The 17,045-nt window shown below is 56.1% G+C and carries 15 protein-coding genes; 4 read left to right on the top strand and 11 right to left on the bottom strand.

All coding sequences use genetic code 11. The annotated features are described in order from the left end of the window. Positions 1-83: 83 nt before the first annotated feature. From lolE to lolC, 3 genes are read right to left on the bottom strand one after another with little or no spacing between them, the layout of a single operon-like run. Complete coding sequence (gene lolE, locus LQK91_RS10155) at positions 84-1,328, bottom strand: lipoprotein-releasing ABC transporter permease subunit LolE (protein ID WP_105099310.1); 1,245 nt, start codon at positions 1,326-1,328, stop codon at positions 84-86. Beyond that, positions 1,328-2,032 (bottom strand): lipoprotein-releasing ABC transporter ATP-binding protein LolD, encoded by a 705-nt coding sequence (gene lolD, locus LQK91_RS10150; RefSeq protein WP_039661033.1) that lies wholly within the window; start codon positions 2,030-2,032, stop codon positions 1,328-1,330. Before lolD ends, lolE begins: the two co-directional genes overlap by 1 nt. Further along, positions 2,025-3,224: a lipoprotein-releasing ABC transporter permease subunit LolC gene (gene lolC, locus LQK91_RS10145; RefSeq protein ID WP_033743171.1), complete on the bottom strand. Its 1,200-nt coding sequence runs from the start codon at positions 3,222-3,224 to the stop codon at positions 2,025-2,027. Before lolC ends, lolD begins: the two co-directional genes overlap by 8 nt. 248 nt (positions 3,225-3,472) lie before the next feature. Here lolC and LQK91_RS10140 point away from each other — a divergent pair, with 248 nt between their 5' ends. Further along, the gene (locus LQK91_RS10140; RefSeq protein WP_003849845.1) at positions 3,473-3,682 is read left to right on the top strand and encodes a hypothetical protein; all 210 of its coding nucleotides are present in this window, start codon (positions 3,473-3,475) and stop codon (positions 3,680-3,682) included. A 228-nt stretch (positions 3,683-3,910) separates the two neighbouring features. Beyond that, a complete protein-coding gene (mfd, locus tag LQK91_RS10135; RefSeq protein WP_003849846.1) occupies positions 3,911-7,354 on the top strand; it encodes a transcription-repair coupling factor in 3,444 nt (1,147 codons plus the stop codon). A gap of 143 nt (positions 7,355-7,497) precedes the next feature. Here mfd and LQK91_RS10130 read toward each other — a convergent pair whose 3' ends face one another. From LQK91_RS10130 to hinT, 8 genes are all read right to left on the bottom strand, one after another. Beyond that, the gene (locus LQK91_RS10130; RefSeq protein ID WP_003849847.1) at positions 7,498-8,040 is read right to left on the bottom strand and encodes a glycine zipper 2TM domain-containing protein; all 543 of its coding nucleotides are present in this window, start codon (positions 8,038-8,040) and stop codon (positions 7,498-7,500) included. A 559-nt stretch (positions 8,041-8,599) separates the two neighbouring features. Beyond that, a complete protein-coding gene (locus LQK91_RS10125; RefSeq protein ID WP_003849848.1) occupies positions 8,600-9,904 on the bottom strand; it encodes an NAD(P)/FAD-dependent oxidoreductase in 1,305 nt (434 codons plus the stop codon). A gap of 212 nt (positions 9,905-10,116) precedes the next feature. Then, complete coding sequence (gene ycfP / locus LQK91_RS10120) at positions 10,117-10,659, bottom strand: alpha/beta hydrolase YcfP (protein WP_003849849.1); 543 nt, start codon at positions 10,657-10,659, stop codon at positions 10,117-10,119. 40 nt (positions 10,660-10,699) lie between these two features. Beyond that, complete coding sequence (nagZ, locus tag LQK91_RS10115) at positions 10,700-11,740, bottom strand: beta-N-acetylhexosaminidase (protein WP_039661026.1); 1,041 nt, start codon at positions 11,738-11,740, stop codon at positions 10,700-10,702. Between the two features lie 39 nt (positions 11,741-11,779). Continuing rightward, the gene (gene thiK, locus LQK91_RS10110; RefSeq protein WP_050556826.1) at positions 11,780-12,562 is read right to left on the bottom strand and encodes a thiamine kinase; all 783 of its coding nucleotides are present in this window, start codon (positions 12,560-12,562) and stop codon (positions 11,780-11,782) included. Positions 12,563-12,578: 16 nt separating this feature from the next. Next, on the bottom strand, positions 12,579-13,175 hold the full coding sequence (lpoB, locus tag LQK91_RS10105) for a penicillin-binding protein activator LpoB (RefSeq protein ID WP_003849852.1): 597 nt from the start codon (positions 13,173-13,175) through the stop codon (positions 12,579-12,581). Positions 13,176-13,186: 11 nt separating this feature from the next. Then, positions 13,187-13,555, bottom strand: a complete 369-nt coding sequence (locus LQK91_RS10100; protein ID WP_003849853.1) for a YcfL family protein — start codon at positions 13,553-13,555, stop codon at positions 13,187-13,189. A 15-nt stretch (positions 13,556-13,570) separates the two neighbouring features. After that, positions 13,571-13,921: a purine nucleoside phosphoramidase gene (gene hinT, locus LQK91_RS10095; RefSeq protein ID WP_003849854.1), complete on the bottom strand. Its 351-nt coding sequence runs from the start codon at positions 13,919-13,921 to the stop codon at positions 13,571-13,573. Between the two features lie 359 nt (positions 13,922-14,280). On the opposite strand from hinT, the gene LQK91_RS10090 reads away from it, so the two are divergent. Together LQK91_RS10090 and LQK91_RS10085 are read left to right on the top strand one after the other, a co-directional pair. After that, positions 14,281-15,879: an MFS transporter gene (locus LQK91_RS10090; RefSeq protein WP_008925937.1), complete on the top strand. Its 1,599-nt coding sequence runs from the start codon at positions 14,281-14,283 to the stop codon at positions 15,877-15,879. Between the two features lie 3 nt (positions 15,880-15,882). Further along, positions 15,883-17,022 carry a glycoside hydrolase family 88/105 protein gene (locus tag LQK91_RS10085; protein ID WP_105099311.1) on the top strand — a complete coding sequence of 380 codons (1,140 nt, stop codon included), beginning with the start codon at positions 15,883-15,885 and terminating at the stop codon, positions 17,020-17,022. The last annotated feature ends 23 nt before the right edge of the window (positions 17,023-17,045 follow it).

Raw genomic sequence — 17,045 nt, 5'->3', positions numbered from 1 at the left:
GATAGTAACGGTTGCTGAGGGCACAACCCAACAGCAAAGGTCTTAAACAGATGCGGCGCGAAAACCTCTCGCGCCGCATTTTTTCACTGACCGCTTAATACCCGAGCCGGGTCAATGCGGCTGGCACGTCTGGCGGGATACCAGCTCGCCAGCAGGCTCAGCAGAATCGCCGTAATCAGTACTGAGAACACATCAATCCAGTGCAATTCCGACGGCAGGAAATCAATGAAGTAAATATCCCCCGCCAGCAGATGATGGCCGGTAATCGACTCCAGTCCGCGCACCAGCGAGGTCAGGTTAAGCGCCACCAGCACGCCCACGACCACGCCGCTGACGCTGCCCAGCAGACCCGCCAGCAAACCGTACCAGATAAAGATGGCGCGGATCAGCCGATCTTTAGCGCCGAGTGTGCGCAGCACTGCAATGTCACTGCTTTTGTCTTTTACCGCCATTACCAGCGTGGAAACGATGTTAAAACAGGCAACGCCAATCACCAGCACCATCGCCAGATACATGATCGCGCGGATCATCTGAATGTCGCGATACATATAGCCGTAAGTGCCAATCCAGCTCTTGATGTAGACGTAAGAGCGGGTCGCCTCACCCGCATCGCGCACCAGTTTGACCGCCTGGAAGGGGTCGGTCATCTTCAGGGCGATGCCCGACACGCTGTCACCCATCTCCAGATAGTGCTGCGCATCGGCCAGCGGCACCAGCGCCAGACTGTGATCGAGCATGCCGCTCAATTGCAGGATACCGCTGACCTGAAGCCGGATACGTTTTGGCTGCAGCAGTTTGTTATCACCATCGTTATTGGGGATCATAATGGTGATCCAGTCGCCCTGCTTCACATTCAGCGATTTCGCGATGCCGCCGCCCAGAATGATCTGCTGCTTACCAGCGGCAAAAGAGGACCAGGCGTTATTGGCCACAAACTGTGGCAGTGCGCTGAGACGCGGCTCTTGTGCGGGATCAACGCCTTTAACCTGCAGCGCTTCCAGCCGGGCACCGCTCTCAATCAGGCCAGTGAAGTTCACATAGGGCGCTGCCGCTGCAATGCCGGGCACCTTTTCAATCGGGGCAATCATCGACTGCCAGTGCTGAAACGGCTGATTGACCGCCTCGATCTCACCGTGCGGCACCACCGCCAGAATGCGATTGTTCAGCTCACGCTCAAAACCGTTCATGGCGCTCAGACCGATAATCAGCACCGCCACGCCCAGCGCAATCCCGATAGTAGAGATCACCGAAATCAGCGAGACCATGCCGCCACGACGGCGGCCGCGGCTAAAGCGCAGGCCCAGCAACAGGGATAACGACGAGCCCATTACAGCGCTCCTGCCATAGTAAGCTGCTCGCTTAACTGACCGTCACGCATCTCCATCTGTCGCGTCATGCGTTTTGCCAGCATCAGATCGTGCGTGACCACCAGAAACGCGGTGCCCTGACGCACGTTCAGTTCGCCCAGCAGTTCAAAAATAGCGTCGGCGTTGCGCGCATCCAGGTTGCCGGTTGGCTCATCCGCCATCACCAGACGAGGACGGTTGACCAGCGCACGAGCAATCGCCACGCGCTGGCGTTCGCCGCCTGACAATTCAGAAGGCCGGTGCGCGGCGCGATGGTCCAGACCGACTGCCGCCAGCATCTCACGGGCGCGATCCTGCGCTTCCGCTTTCGCAGTTTTGCCTATGAGTAGCGGCATCGCCACGTTCTCCAGCGCACTGAAGTCCGGCAACAGATGGTGAAACTGATAAATAAAGCCCAGCTCGCGATTACGCAATTCGGCTTTGGCCGATGAGGACATGGCATTCAGTGACTGACCATCAAACACCACGTCACCCGAGGTCGGCGCATCCAGTCCGCCCAGCAGATGCAGCAGCGTACTTTTACCCGAGCCGGAGCTGCCGACAATAGCCGTCAGTTCACCGGGCTGGAGGCTGAAAGCCACATTGCGTAGCACATCGGTCTGCACGCTGCCTTCCTGATAGCGTTTGCACAGGTCGCGGCACTGCAACAAAGGAGTGTTACTCATAACGTAAAGCCTCAGCAGGTTGAACGGCGGCAGCGCGCCACGAAGGATAGAGCGTAGACAACAGCGCCACAATCATCGCGCTGAGGGCGATAGTGACCACCTGCCACACATTAATATCAACCGGCAACGCGGCCCCATCAAGGAACAGGCCAATTACCGGCATTAAGTTGTTGAGCTGGCTGGCGAGCAGGACGCCGAGCAGTGTGCCGAGCAGCGTGCCGATAATCCCGGCGCTGGCACCCTGAACCATAAACACCGCCACGATTTGCCGGCGTGTCAGGCCCTGGGTCTGGAGGATCGCCACTTCGCCCTGCTTCTCCATGATCAGCAGGCCTAATGAAGTGATGATGTTAAAGGCTGCGACGGCGATGATCAGGCTCAGCAGCAGGCCCATCATGTTTTTCTCCATGCGCACGGCCTGGAAAAGATCGCCTTTGCGCTCACGCCAGTCTTTCCAGATAAGGCCCGCAGGCAATGTCTGCTGACTCAGACTGTCGACTGATAGCGGTTTATCCAGCCACAGTCGCCAGCCAGTAATATTCCCGGCCGGATAACGCATGACGCGCGACGCATCCTGCAGATTGACCAGAATCTGATACCCGTCGACTTCGCTATTGGCAGCATAGGTGCCCGCTACCGTAAACAGACGCTGACTCGGCACCCGCCCCATTGGCGTGAACTGGCTGACAGACGGCACCATCAAACGCAGCTGATCGCCACGTTTTACGCCAAGTTGCGATGCCAGCTGTTCGCCGAGAATGACATTGTACTGTCCGGGCTGCAGCACGCTCTGCTGGGTATTCACCAGGAACGGCGTCAGCGGATCTTTTTCATCCGGATTAATGCCCAGCATTACGCCAACGGAGACGCTGCGCGGGCTTTGCAGCACCACATTGGCGGTGGTCAGCGGCGCGATGCGGTTAACGCCCTGCAGATTCAGCGAGGCGGCGGGTTGCTGTTGGGGATTGAGACTGCCTTTGTCGCTGGTAATCAGCGCCTGCGGCATCAGCCCAAGAATATTGCCTTCGAGTTCACGCTCAAAACCGTTCATCACCGATAACACGGTGACCATCGCCAGCACGCCAAGCGTAATGCCAATCGTTGAGAGCCAGGAGACAAAGCGACCGAAGCGATCCGATGCTCGTCCGCGCATGTAACGCAGACCGATAAATAGCGCGACAGGTTGATACATGGAATCCAGTAAGCCGTTGCCTGAAAATAGGTAGTGGGATGATAAAGGAGCGGCTGGCTTTATGAAACCTCTAACCCTCTGAGTCGGCAGCAAAGTTGCATCCGGATGCGTCATCTCTTGCCCCAAAGCCGCGGAATAGCCGATAAAGCCGCCGCTTATTGGCTGATTATTCAGCGCAGGTGGGGTGTAGACTATAATCAGTACAGGATAAGGGGTGAATTTATCGCACAGCGGTAGAGGTAGCGACCATGTTGAAATTTCCCAAAGGCAGTATCGTCAAACATAAATCCGGGGAGATCAGAGGCGAAATTATCAATGTCTTTGAGCAGGGAAACGCACCCGCCGGCTACTACGTAAAGTGGGACGACGGCAACCTCAGCTACCATCCTGAGCAGGAACTATCCTGGGCAAATATCGACCGCCCACGCATGCATTACACACAGCAATCCATAAAATAAAATGCCCGCTTAACCCCGTCGCTGCATAGCGACGGCGGTTTTTTATGTTGCCTCGCCAGACTCCGTCTATTCTCTCTCTATCCGCTGCATTACCGCTGACGCCAGGTAATGGCTGACCAATCCCTGGATTCAGCGCGGCGCGGCAGGAAAATTGTGCCGCAAAGGTGATCCCCCTGACATAATATGGAATGATTACGTCCTGGAAAAATGGAGCAACCCCGAGATCCCATGCCCGAACAGACTCGTTATACCCTGCCCGTTAAATCCGGCGACCACCGTCAGCTTGGCCAGATTATAGGCGCAGCGCACGCGGTGGAGTGTGCCAGCATTACCGAACACCATGCGGGTCCGGTATTGATGATTACCCCCGATACCCAAACCGCCCTGCGTCTGCTGGATGAGATCCGTCAGTTTACCGATCTGCCGGTGACGCACCTCGCTGACTGGGAGACACTCCCCTACGACAGCTTCTCGCCGCATCAGGATATTATCTCCGCGCGCCTGTCGACACTCTACCAGCTGCCGGTGATGCAGCGCGGTATGCTGATCATGCCGGTCAACACCCTGATGCAGCGCGTCTGCCCGCACAGTTTCCTGCATGGCCATGCGCTGGTGATGAAGCAGGGACAAAAACTGTCACGCGACCGGCTTCGCGACCAGCTTGAGCAGGCCGGTTATCGCCATGTCGATCAGGTGATGGAGCACGGTGAATACGCCACGCGCGGCGCCCTGCTCGACCTGTTCCCGATGGGCAGCGATCAGCCTTATCGCATCGACTTTTTCGATGATGAGATCGACAGCCTGCGCCTGTTCGACGTCGACAGTCAGCGCACGCTGGAAGCCGTCACGGAAATTAACCTGCTGCCGGCCCATGAGTTTCCCAGCGACAAAGCGGCTATTGAGCTGTTTCGCAGCCGCTGGCGCGAAATTTTTGATGTGCGCCGCGAGTCGGAGCATGTCTATCAGCAGGTAAGTAAAGGCACGCTGCCTGCGGGCATCGAATACTGGCAGCCGCTCTTTTTTGAACAGCCGTTACCCAGCCTGTTCAGCTATCTGCCTGATAACACCCTGATTGTGAACTGTGGCGATCTGGAAGGCAGCGCCCGCCGCTTCTGGCAGGATGCTGAGGCGCGTTATGAGAACCGCCGCGTTGACCCGATGCGTCCGCTGCTGGAGCCGGTTACCCTGTGGCTGCGTCCAGATGCCCTGATGGGTGAGTTGAAAGCCTGGCCACGCATTCAGATGACCAATGAAGTGCTGCCCGACAAAGCGGCGAATACCAATCTCGGTTACACCCCGCTGCCCGACCTTGCCGTTCAGGCGCAGGCGAAAGCGCCGCTCGACCATCTGCGTCAGTTTATTGAAACCTTCAGCGGTGCTGTCGTCTTCTCGGTTGAAAGCGAAGGCCGCCGCGAGACCCTGCAGGAACTGCTGGCCCGGATTAAACTGCGCCCTCAGCCGGTACATCGTTTCGATGAAACTGTCGACGATCGTTTCAGTCTGATGATTGGCGCCAGCGAGCGCGGTTTCATTGATACCCAGGGTAACCGGGCACTGATTTGCGAAAGCGATCTGCTGGGCGAACGCGTCAGCCGTCGCCGTCAGGATACCCGTCGCACTATCAATCCGGACATTCTGATCCGTAACCTGGCGGAGCTGAGCCCCGGCCAGCCGGTGGTGCATCTGGAGCACGGTGTGGGGCGCTATATCGGCCTGACGACGCTGGAAGCGGGTGGTATTCAGGCGGAATACCTGATGCTCTCCTACGCCAATGACGCCAAACTCTATGTGCCGGTTTCGTCCCTGCACCTGATCAGTCGCTACGCGGGTGGCGCGGACGATAACGCCCCACTGCATAAACTGGGCAGTGATGCCTGGTCACGCGCCCGGCAGAAAGCGGCTGAGAAAGTGCGTGATGTGGCGGCGGAACTGCTGGATATCTATGCCCAGCGCGCCGCCAAATCCGGCTTTGCCTTTAAGCATAATCGTGAACAGTATCAGCTGTTCTGCGAAAGCTTCCCCTTTGAAACCACACCGGACCAGGCGCAGGCAATCAATGCGGTGCTGAGTGATATGTGCCAGCCGCTGGCGATGGACCGCCTGGTGTGCGGCGACGTCGGCTTCGGTAAAACCGAAGTGGCAATGCGCGCGGCGTTTCTGGCGATTGAGAACCATAAACAGGTGGCCGTGCTGGTGCCGACCACCCTGCTGGCACAGCAGCACTACGATAACTTCCGCGATCGCTTCGCCAACTGGCCGGTCCGCATTGAGATGCTCTCCCGTTTCCGTACCGCCAAAGAGCAGGCACAGGTGCTGGAACAGGCCAGTGACGGCAAGATCGACATTTTAATAGGCACCCATAAGCTGCTGATGAGCGATCTCAAATGGCACGATCTCGGCCTGCTGATTGTTGATGAAGAGCACCGCTTCGGGGTGCGTCACAAAGAGCGCATCAAGGCGATGCGTGCCGATGTGGACATTCTGACCCTGACCGCCACGCCGATCCCGCGTACGCTGAATATGGCCATGAGCGGCATGCGCGATCTCTCGATTATCGCCACACCGCCTGCCCGCCGTTTAGCGGTAAAAACCTTTGTGCGTGAATTTGACGATCTGGTGATCCGTGAAGCGATCCTGCGTGAAGTTCTGCGTGGCGGACAGGTCTACTATCTTTACAACGACGTTGAAAATATTGAGAAAGCGGCGCAGCGTCTCAGCGAACTGGTGCCGGAAGCGCGTGTGGCGATTGGTCATGGCCAGATGCGTGAGCGCGATCTGGAACGGGTGATGAACGATTTCCATCATCAGCGTTTTAACGTGCTGGTCTGTACCACCATTATCGAAACCGGTATCGACATTCCGACTGCCAATACCATCATCATTGAGCGGGCCGATCACTTTGGTCTGGCACAGCTGCATCAGCTGCGTGGTCGCGTTGGCCGTTCGCATCATCAGGCTTATGCCTGGCTGTTAACGCCGCATCCAAAATCGATGACCGCCGATGCACATAAGCGACTGGAAGCGATCGCCTCTCTGGAAGATCTGGGAGCCGGTTTTGCGCTGGCTACGCACGACCTGGAGATTCGCGGTGCCGGCGAGCTACTGGGTGATGAGCAGAGCGGACAGATGGAGACGCTGGGCTTCACACTCTATATGGAACTGCTGGAGAATGCGGTCGACGCGCTAAAAGCGGGTCGCGAGCCGTCACTGGAAGATCTCACCAGTAATCAGACAGAGGTAGAGCTGCGGATGCCAGCCCTGCTGCCAGAGACGTTTATCCCGGATGTCAGCACCCGTCTTTCGCTCTATAAGCGCATCGCCAGCGCAGAGGTTGAAGAGGAATTACAGGAGCTGAAAGTGGAGATGATCGACCGATTTGGCCTGCTGCCCGATCCAGCCCGAAATCTGCTGGACGTGGCGATTATCCGTCTGAAGGCCCGTGCTGTCGGTCTGCGTAAGATCGAAGCCAGCGACAAAGGCGGTTATTTCGATTTTGCGCCGAAGAACAATGTGGATCCAGCATGGCTGATCGGCCTGTTGCAGAAAGAGCCACAGCAGTGGAAGCTGGATGGCCCGACACGCCTGCGGTTTACCCGCGAGCTGTCGGAAAGGAAAATACGGATGGAGTGGGTGCAGGGCTTTGTTTCACAACTGGCTGAGCATCAGGCGTAACACCTCTGCCCGCGCACTACTGAGCTAATCGGTAAAGCGCGGGAAATGGCGATAAAAAAAGGCGCATCATACGATGCGCCTTTTTCATTATTTCACTATTACGTCGTGCTGTGTGGCCGCGAGTGCAGCAAAGCTTTGCCCAATTACGCCTGATCGCCGTTGAGAACCAGCTGACCATTGCGATCCAGAGGAATACGCGTGCCGGGGTCATTTTCCATGCGGATTTTACCCTGCTGATCGCCTATTTTATAGGTCACGTCATATCCCAGTTTTTTCTCTTGTTTATCATAAACTGTTTTGCAGCGCTGTTCGGTTGTGGTGTAGGTATCCCGATCCTGCAGTCCACCCTGGACCTGATTACCAGCATAACCGCCCGCTACCGCACCCGCTACTGTCGCTACATCCCTGCCGCGACCGCCACCAAACTGGTGACCCAGCACCCCACCTGCCACTGCACCTAATACAGAGCCAGCAAGACGGTTTTCATCCTGTACGGCCCGACGGTGGGTCAGTGTGACGTTCCGGCACTCCTGACGTGGCTGTTTGATGCTCTCTTTGATTGGTGTTGCAGAGAGTACCTGAGCGTATTGAGGACCGCGATCAAACACATTCATGCCTGCTACGGCTGCAACACCCAGCGCTGCTGCCACACCAATACCGATACCCGCTAACATTGATTTATTCACAGGAAGTTCCTCCTGAAAAGTGTTACCGCGCAATCCTGCTGTTAAAGCATCCTCGTTAACTGAGGTATAACCGGCGTGCGCGACGCGCCGTGTTTGTTGAGATGAAGTTTTACAGATGGACCGAAAATGCAACATCAGATAAATGGAGGAAATTGGTCACTTTGCTATCAGGGCCAGTTTTTAGGAGAGTTCTGATGAGATGTAAGCCAGAAGTAATCGACACCAGAATTTACTTTAATCACTTCAAATTCAATACATTAAGAGATGACCAATATTGGCGCTACGCCCTGATCATATTGACACATGAACCCTGTCAGATTCGATACAGTGAGCCGATTCGCAGGAACAATAAGCGGCTGTAAACCAGTCAGACTGGTGATATCCCATTCACGCTGACGCCTCAGGGTTCGCGCGGCATAGCTGACTGAACGGGGCTCCAGCGCGACGAATAAACCGTTGCACGGCTGTCCGCCAGCCGCGACTCCCCACCAGTCTGGCGCAAAAAAAAGCCCCCTCAATATCGAGGAGGCTTAGCCTTGACCAGACTGATTACGCTTGCTTAGTGCAGCTTAAGCCGGGGACGGATCACCCGGTTAATGCTGCCCACCAGCATCATCAGGCCAGTTTTAAAGTAGCCGTGCAGCGCGACCTGGTGCATACGGTAGAGTGAGATATAGACAAAGCGTGCAATACGCCCTTCCACCATCATCGAGCCACGCATCAGGTTACCCATCAGGCTGCCGACCGTACTGAAGCGGGAAAGCGACACCAGCGAGCCATGGTCTTTATAGACATAGGCTTTCAGCGGTTTACCGTGACGCTGCGCCAGGATGTTTTCCATCGCGCGTGAGGCCATCTGGTGCGCCGACTGGGCACGTGGCGGAACAAAACCGCCGCCTGGCAGGGCGCAGGAGGCACAGTCGCCAATGGCGTAAATGTCATCGTCCAGCGTGGTCTGCAAGGTCTCTTTCACCACCAGCTGGTTGATACGGTTGGTTTCCAGTCCGCCAATCTCTTTCAGGAAGTCAGGCGCTTTGATCCCTGCTGCCCAGACCATCAGGTCGGCTTCGATAAACTCGCCGCCTTTGGTATTCAGGCCATTACGCTCAGCGCTGGTGACCATGGTCTGCGTCAGAACGCGCACGCCCAGTTTGGTCAGCTCCTGGTGCGCAGCAGCAGAGATGCGCGGTGGGAGTGCAGGCAGAATACGTTCGCCCGCCTCCACCAGCGTCACGTTCAGCGCTTCGCGTCCGAGGCCTTTGAAGCCGTAGCTGTGCAGCTGTTTCACCGCGTTGTGCAGCTCCGCTGACAGCTCAACGCCTGTTGCGCCGCCGCCCACGATAGCGATGTTCACTTTCTCGACCTTGCCTTCGCTGGCAGAGAATTTCAGGAACAGGTTGAGCATTTCGTTGTGGAAACGACGCGCCTGATGTGGATTATCCAGGAAGATGCAGTGATCTTTGACACCCGGCGTTCCGAAATCATTGGAGGTGCTGCCCAGCGCCATGACCAGCTGGTCGTAGGCCACTTCACGCTGTGGCACCAGCACTTCGCCCTGTGCGTTCAGCACTTCGGCCAGGCGGATCACTTTGCGGCTGCGATCAATATCGGTGAGCGAACCCAACTGGAACTCAAAACCGTGGTTGCGGGCATGGGCCAGATAGCTCAGTGCGTCAATGCCTTCATCCATCGAACCCGTGGCCACTTCGTGCAGCAGCGGCTTCCACAAATGGCTATGGTTACGATCAACCAGGATAATCTCGGCTTTCTTTTTACGACCCAGTTTATGGCCCAATTGCGTCGCCATTTCCAGGCCGCCCGCTCCCCCGCCGACAATAACAATTCTCTTAACAGACGTAGTCAACAAAGACCCCCTCAAATTGTGAACCAAAAGTTAACCAAAGGTTAAATTAAACCTTAAGAAACATAGGGTTGGCGAAGTTAAAATCGCAATCTGCGGGCAGAATAGCATGGCGGGAAGAGGAGAACATAAGAATATTGATATACATCAAAGCGGAGAAATAAAACTCAGATAATTACGTAACGAAAACAGGCACCTTGCGGTGCCTGACAGGTTTAACCTGATGTTTTAAAAGATTTTATCCGCTGAAGGTGTGGGGATATGTTTTTGAATTTGTGCCCTTCTGTCTCATCCCAGACGATGTCATAAAACGGATGCAGCTGGTCGGCGATGCGCTGGCTGTCCAGCGCCTCATCATGACGGGAGAGGAAGGTCAGACAGCGGTCACGATTGCGCTCGCGAAAATCGCTGACGCATTTGGTGGCGATGTCCTGATACTCCTCGGGACGGTCAATCTTCCCTTCCATATTCTCCTGCGGAAAGAGGTTGGGATTGAAGATCGCCTGGCGGATGCCGCACAAAAACCCGATGCGCTCTGACCAGAAGCCGCCCAGCCCGACACCGCAAATCAGAGGGCGGTCATCGTCGGACAGCGTCAGCATCTTATCGGTCTCTTTCAGCAGAAACTGCATATCATGTTTAGGATGGCGGGTGCTGTAACTGATCAACCTGACGTCAGGATCGATAAATTGCAGTTGCAGCACCTTTTCGTGATTGCCCGGACTGTTGGAATCAAAACCGTGCAGATAAATGATCATGATAATCCTCAGGGTTGAGATAGCGCCGGGCAGTCACTGCTTACCACGACGCCTTGTGAGCCAGCCAGCGTTCCTGAAGCGCACTCAGTTGCTGGGCATTGGTTTTCCAGCGATGCGTAGCCTGCAGCTCACCGCGGGTAAACCTGCCCTGATGATACAGCTGCGTCACGCGCTCTGACCCGACCGGGATCAGGTTATCCAGCACACTGATGGCTCCCTGGCGCTGATTGCAGACCAGAATCATGTCGCAACCGGCAGAAAGGGACTGCTGCGCCCGCTCAGAATAGCTTCCCATCACGGCGGCGCCCTCCATCGACAAATCGTCGGAGAAAATCACGCCATTAAAGCCCAGTTGCTCGCGCAACACGGTTTTCAGCCAGTATGGCGAGCCGCTGGCGGGCAGCGGATCAACGTCGGTGTAGATGACGTGAGCAGGCATGATGGCATCCAGCGCCTGCTCGGTGATCAGCTTGCTGAAGATCGCCATGTCATGCTCACGCAGCGTTTTTTCGTCGCGCGGATCCCGTGGCGTCTCTTTATGCGAATCGGCGCTGACCGCACCATGCCCCGGGAAATGTTTACCTGTGGTCTTCATGCCCGCCTCGTGCATCCCCGCAATAAAGCGGCGGGCAACAGCAAGAGCAATGGCCGGATCGGCGTGGAAAGAGCGGTCGCCGATGGCAGCGCTGATATGACCAATGTCGAGCACCGGCGCAAAGCTGATATCGATATCCATCGCGATCATTTCGGCCGCCATCTGCCAGCCCGCCTGCTGCGCCATCTCACCTGCGGTGTCTGCATCGTGAAGCGCGGCGAAGGATTGCATCGCGGGCAGTTGAGTAAAGCCGTCACGGAAACGCTGAACGCGACCGCCCTCCTGGTCCACCGCAACCACCAGCCGGGAGTGAGAGGCCGCGCGGATCTGCCGCACCAGCTCTGCCAGCTGAGCCGGGTCGTGATAATTTCGGGCAAATAAAATTAAGCCGCCGACCAGCGGGTGCTTCAGGATGTCGCGCTCTTCGCCATCCAGTTCATAGCCCTCAACGTCAAGCATCAGCGGGCCGGGTAAATGTGTTCTCATAACCTGAATCCTGTGGCGTTATGCAGCTGCATAACGCGATTAAATCTGTTCCCAGCTCTGTCGGGCCAGCTGGTGTAATGTTTCGTTTTCACTCTGACTGGCACGCAGCTGATACCAGCTGGCCATCAGCAAACGCAGCCAGGGTTGCCAGCGTCTGACCTGCTGCACCAGCGCGGGAAGCGGCAGCTGCATCGCCGCTGCATACTCTGCCAGCCAGTCGGCATCGTGCTGCGGATCGCTGGCACAGACGGCCGCCAGTTCCAGCGCCACGTCGCCATCGGCGGCATATTCCCAGTCAATCAGACGCAGGCCTTCGGGACCTTGTATGACATTGCCGGCATGCAGATCCATGTGCAGCGGTGCAAGCCTCAGCGGCCGGGGCTCACCCTGCTGCGTCAGGCGTCTGAGCGCTCGCAGCCAGCGATGATGCCGCTGAGGTGTAAGCTGCCAGTAATCCCACAGTAGCGATAACATCGACAGTTGATAGCCGGTCAGCGGCTGCTGGTGCAGTTGCTTCAGAAGGGCCACGATCTGCGGACGTTGCTCGCCGAAGCGTTGTGCATCCAGCGCCTCGCCCGCGCACCAGGTCAGGATAATTCCCTGACGATGTGACGCTACGGGCTGCGGCGCCAGCCCCGTGGTTCTCAACTTTCGTAACAGTCGGAATTCTCGCTGCCGGTCCACAAAGGGAATAGCCGGTTGCGGTGTCGCCCGAACGATAAAGGTGCCGGACGGGCTGACAATCTTCTGGCTGTGTCCGGTCAGACCGGCCAGCGGCATAATCAATGCTTTGTCTGGTTCACCCGTGACCTGTTCAATGATCCGCTGGAATGCCGGATTAATTTTGAGCAATGCCGTTGCCGGACCAGATGATCTCGCCGGTCTGAACCAGCATCAGCTGCATCTGCAGGGTCGGTGTTTTAACATCGCCACGTGCGTTACTGTAGAGCACATACTGTGCGTTGAGGTTGCGCGCCAGGCCAATGGCTTTACTGCGCGAGTTCAGGCTGTCATCCGGCGATAATCCCAGCGTCTGCTTGGCCTGTGCCAGTTGATCTGCAGAGACGAGGGTGAATTTACCGTTATTATTCAGCGCATTCTGGATTGCTGCCGTGGCTTTGTCGCTTTGCAGCGAGCCATTGGTGCTGTTTTTGATCCGATCGACCAGCAGCACGCTGCCAGGCTCGGCGCTGGCGGCCTGTAACATCTGCGCCACCAGCGGCTGCACGGTGGCATCCCAGTTGATAGTCACCAGTTTTGGCGGCTGCGGCACAGGCTGAGGTTGCGGCACCGGTTCAGGTTGCGGAACGGGCTGGGTTGGCTCAGCGGGCTGGGTCGGTTCAACCGGTGCAGGCTGCTGCTGCTGTTTCACAACACAGCCGGTCAGAATGAGCGCCATCAGAAGCGTTCCGGTACGATTAAAACTGCGTATCACGATGAAAATCCTTAAAGATAGAGATAAAGACGAACCTTACTGGCAGTCAGGTTACCCATTTGCGAGGCGGCGACTATGCTGCCCTGCGCCGGAACGGTGACGGTCTGCGCCGGTTCCTGCGGGGTGATTTCCAGCCCTTTGTCGTCATACCAGTAATAACGGTAGTGCACAACGACCGGTGTTTCGCGCTGATTATAGAGCACGCTGGTGGCACGTTTGAGTCCATCGTTCTCATCCAGCGTCGGCTCATCGGTAATAATCCCTGCCGACAGCACAGAGGACTCCATCACCAGTGACTGTGACGTATTGATCATCGGTTTATCACTGCTGCAAGCCGTCAGGCAGAGCAGGATCGGCAGGCCAGTCAGCCAGGATCGCATAGCACGTTTCCGTTATCAGTTAGAGAGCATCGGACCCAGCGGTTCGCCGCCCAGCAGATGCATATGAATGTGATAAACCTCCTGACCACCATGTTGATTGCAGTTCACAATCAGACGATAACCATTTTGGTCGATACCTTCCTGGCGGGCGATTTTCGCCGCGGTGGTAAACATGCGTCCCAGCGCGTGCTCGTGCGCGGCTTCCACCTCGTTGACCGTGGGGATCAGCACATTCGGCACGATTAAAATATGCGTCGGTGCTTTAGGCGAAATATCACGGAAGGCCGTGACCAGCTCGTCCTGGTAAACCACATCAGCGGGGATTTCGCGGCGGATAATTTTACTAAAAATAGTTTCTTCAGCCATGGTGCAATTCCTTTAGCCTGAGTCGTAATCAATCAGTATGCGGGAGAAATTTGTTTTCTTTCAACCTCAGTACCACTTTTCTTGCATTGTTCGCGTGCCTTTGCAGCACCCCCTCACTCCCCTGCCTGAAACCCCAGTATGAATACCCATAAAGCAGCCGCCATCACATAAAAATGAAACGCTGTTTTATAAATTAGAATTATGCCCCCCTTTTCTTTGCCTGATTGCCACTTCAACGCTTTTGGTTGCCAGATTGCGAAGGTTTAACCGCCGCGTCAGCTCTACTTTGCTAATCAGTCCGGGGGAGATGTCTGGCGTCACCCGGTCAAATTGCCCCATAACATTAAGGAGCCTCACACATGCGCTCACGTAAAATTGGTCCTGGCCACTATCTGGCCTATGGATCTGGCGATTTTCTCGGAGCAGGCACAACGGCGCTGACTGCCGCCTGGTTACTCTATTTTTACACGACCTTTTGTGGATTAACCCCCATTCAGGCCACGCTGATTTTCGCCGCCGCTCGCGTGCTGGACGCCGTGGTCAGCCCGCTGATGGGCTTCCTTACCGACAACTTCGGTTCAACCTGGCTGGGCAAACGTTTTGGCCGCCGGAAATTCTTTATCCTGCTCGGCATACCCTGTGTCTTCAGTTATAGCCTGATGTGGGTTAGCGACATGAGTTTCTGGTGGTATCTCTGCACTTACCTGCTGTTTGATATCGTCTACACCATGATTCTGGTGCCTTATGAAACGCTGGTGCCGGAAATGACCGACGACTTTAAACAGAAGACCCGCTTTTCCGGGGCGCGAATTGGTCTGGCACAATTATCAGCGATACTGGCCGCATTCTTACCCGGTATTTTGCTGAGCATGCTGGGCAAAGAAAATCCCCTCTCCTTTTTCTATGCCAGCCTGGTGTTCTCAGTAATTTGCGCGCTGGTACTGACGCTGGTGTGGTGCTTTACCTGGGAACGTCACCCCGATGACTTTTCTGCCGAATCACGCCGTGCGGAGCAGGAAAAGCAGCAGCTGACGCTGATGCAGAGTCTTAAACGGCTCTATGTCGAACTGGCCTCAACCTTACGTATCCGTATCTTCCGGCAACACCTTGGCATGTATCTCGGCGGCTATATTGCTCAGGATGTGTTTAACGCCGTCTTTACATGGTACGTGGTGTTTGTGCTGATGCAGAGTGCACAGGTTGCCTCCAGCCTGATGGGCACAATGGCAGTCTTGCAGTTTATTGCTGTGATGGTGATGATCCCGCTCTGTATCCGTATGGGACCGGCCCCTGCCTATCGTCTGGTCGCCATACTCTTTGGCCTCGCCGCGCTCTCCTATGCCGGTCTTTGGTATACCGGAATGAACGACAACATGTCTCTGCTGCTGGTGATCTCTGCCGTCGCAGGCCTGGGGCGTGGCGGCATCAACTATGTGCCGTGGAACACCTACACCTATATCGCCGATGTGGATGAGGTGATCACCGGTCAGCGCCGTGAAGGGATATTTGCCGGCATCATGACCCTGACGCGTAAAGCGTCCCAGGCGGGTGCCGTCATGCTGGTGGGCATCGTGCTGCAGCTCTCCGGCTTTGTATCTGGCCAGGCCACGCAGGCGCCGGGCGTCAGCCACACTATTCTGGCGATTCTCAGCATCGGCACGGTGGCCGTGCTGACCTGCGGCTTTATTGTCTCACTGCGTTTTAAACTGAATTTGCAGACGCACACCGTGCTGCGCCAGGAGACGCTGAAGATGCGCGAGGCAGGCCGTATCGTGCCGGAAAGTCTCACCCCGGAAGCACGGAGCATTGTCGAAACGCTGGCAGGCATGCCTTACGAGAATCTGTGGGGTAATAACAACATTGGCTTCCTTAATCGCAACAAGCCCGCGCCGCAAAAACTTACCGCACATCCCGTATTAACCCCTTCTTTAAACACCACCTTAAAACGACAGGAATAGACCATGACTGTATTTCCCGTTAAACACAGCAACTTATTGTGCCAGCCTGAGTATCTGCTGCCACGCAGCGAACTGGTTCAGCTGATTCAGAAACTGACTCAGAATCTGGTCAATATCACGGATGAAACAGGCGAATTTTTATTACGGCTGGACGATGGCCGGGTGATTGATACTAAAGGCTGGGCGGGTTGGGAATGGACACACGGCATCGGCCTGTACGGCATGCTGCACTACTATCAGCAGACCGGTGACGCGCAGACGCTGGCCATCATTGACAGATGGTTTACGCAGCGTCTGGCGGAAGGCACGCCGACCAAAAACGTGAATACCGTGTGCCCCTTTCTGACGCTGGCTTATCGTTATGAAGAGACCAGAAACCTGGCCTGGGTGCCGGTGCTGGAGCGCTGGGCAGAATGGGTCATGTATGAAATGCCGCGTACTGAACAGGGCGGCTTGCAGCATATTGTCTATAACAATGAGAACACCCAGCAGCTCTGGGACGATACGCTGATGATGAGCGTAATGGCGCTGGCTAAAATTGGTCAGTTGCTGAAGCGCGATGAGTGGGTTGAAGAAGCGAGCTATCAGTTTCTGCTGCATACCCAGTATCTGATGGATCGCGAAACCGGCTTATGGTTTCACGGCTGGAACTTTGATGGCCGCCATAACTTCGCCAATGCGCGCTGGGCGCGCGGCAACAGCTGGGTGACGATTGTCATTCCCGACTTCCTGGAGATGATGAACTGGCCTGAACATCACGCGACCCGTCGCTTTCTGCAGCAGGTGCTGGAGAGCCAGGTCAACGCGTTGAAGGCCTGTCAGCACAGCAGCGGATTGTGGCACACCCTGCTCGATGATCCGCACAGCTATCCGGAAGCGTCTGCCACCGCCGGGTTTGCCTATGGCATCCTGAAAGCGGTGCGCAAGCGTTATCTGCCCGCTGCGTATCGAGAGGTGGCAGAAAAAGCGCTGCACGGAGTAATTGCCAATATTGATGAAGATGGCGAGCTGAAGCAGGTCTCTTTTGGTACTGCAATGGGCAGTGACCTGGACTACTACCGCACGGTTCCCCTGACCTCCATGCCGTACGGTCAGGCGATGGCCCTGCTCTGTCTGACTGAGTATCTGCGTGTTTACCTCTGAGTCCTGGCCAAAAAAAAGCCCCG

Source organism: Pantoea sp. MHSD4, from assembly GCF_021043305.1.
GTDB lineage: Bacteria > Pseudomonadota > Gammaproteobacteria > Enterobacterales > Enterobacteriaceae > Pantoea > Pantoea eucalypti.
Note: the sequence above shows the minus strand (reverse complement) of the source record. Positions and strands in the feature narration are given on the sequence as shown.

Bases quoted from the DNA above. Each gene is read 5' to 3' on its own strand.
- lolE (WP_105099310.1), bottom strand. From the start codon at position 1,328: ATGGGCTCGTCGTTATCCCTGTTGCTGGGCCTGCGCTTTAGCCGCGGC.
- lolD (WP_039661033.1), bottom strand. From the start codon at position 2,032: ATGAGTAACACTCCTTTGTTGCAGTGCCGCGACCTGTGCAAACGCTAT.
- lolC (WP_033743171.1), bottom strand. From the start codon at position 3,224: ATGTATCAACCTGTCGCGCTATTTATCGGTCTGCGTTACATGCGCGGA.
- LQK91_RS10140 (WP_003849845.1), top strand. From the start codon at position 3,473: ATGTTGAAATTTCCCAAAGGCAGTATCGTCAAACATAAATCCGGGGAG.
- mfd (WP_003849846.1), top strand. From the start codon at position 3,911: ATGCCCGAACAGACTCGTTATACCCTGCCCGTTAAATCCGGCGACCAC.
- ycfP (WP_003849849.1), bottom strand. From the start codon at position 10,659: ATGATCATTTATCTGCACGGTTTTGATTCCAACAGTCCGGGCAATCAC.
- nagZ (WP_039661026.1), bottom strand. From the start codon at position 11,740: ATGAGAACACATTTACCCGGCCCGCTGATGCTTGACGTTGAGGGCTAT.
- LQK91_RS10100 (WP_003849853.1), bottom strand. From the start codon at position 13,555: ATGCGATCCTGGCTGACTGGCCTGCCGATCCTGCTCTGCCTGACGGCT.
- hinT (WP_003849854.1), bottom strand. From the start codon at position 13,921: ATGGCTGAAGAAACTATTTTTAGTAAAATTATCCGCCGCGAAATCCCC.
- LQK91_RS10090 (WP_008925937.1), top strand. From the start codon at position 14,281: ATGCGCTCACGTAAAATTGGTCCTGGCCACTATCTGGCCTATGGATCT.
- LQK91_RS10085 (WP_105099311.1), top strand. From the start codon at position 15,883: ATGACTGTATTTCCCGTTAAACACAGCAACTTATTGTGCCAGCCTGAG.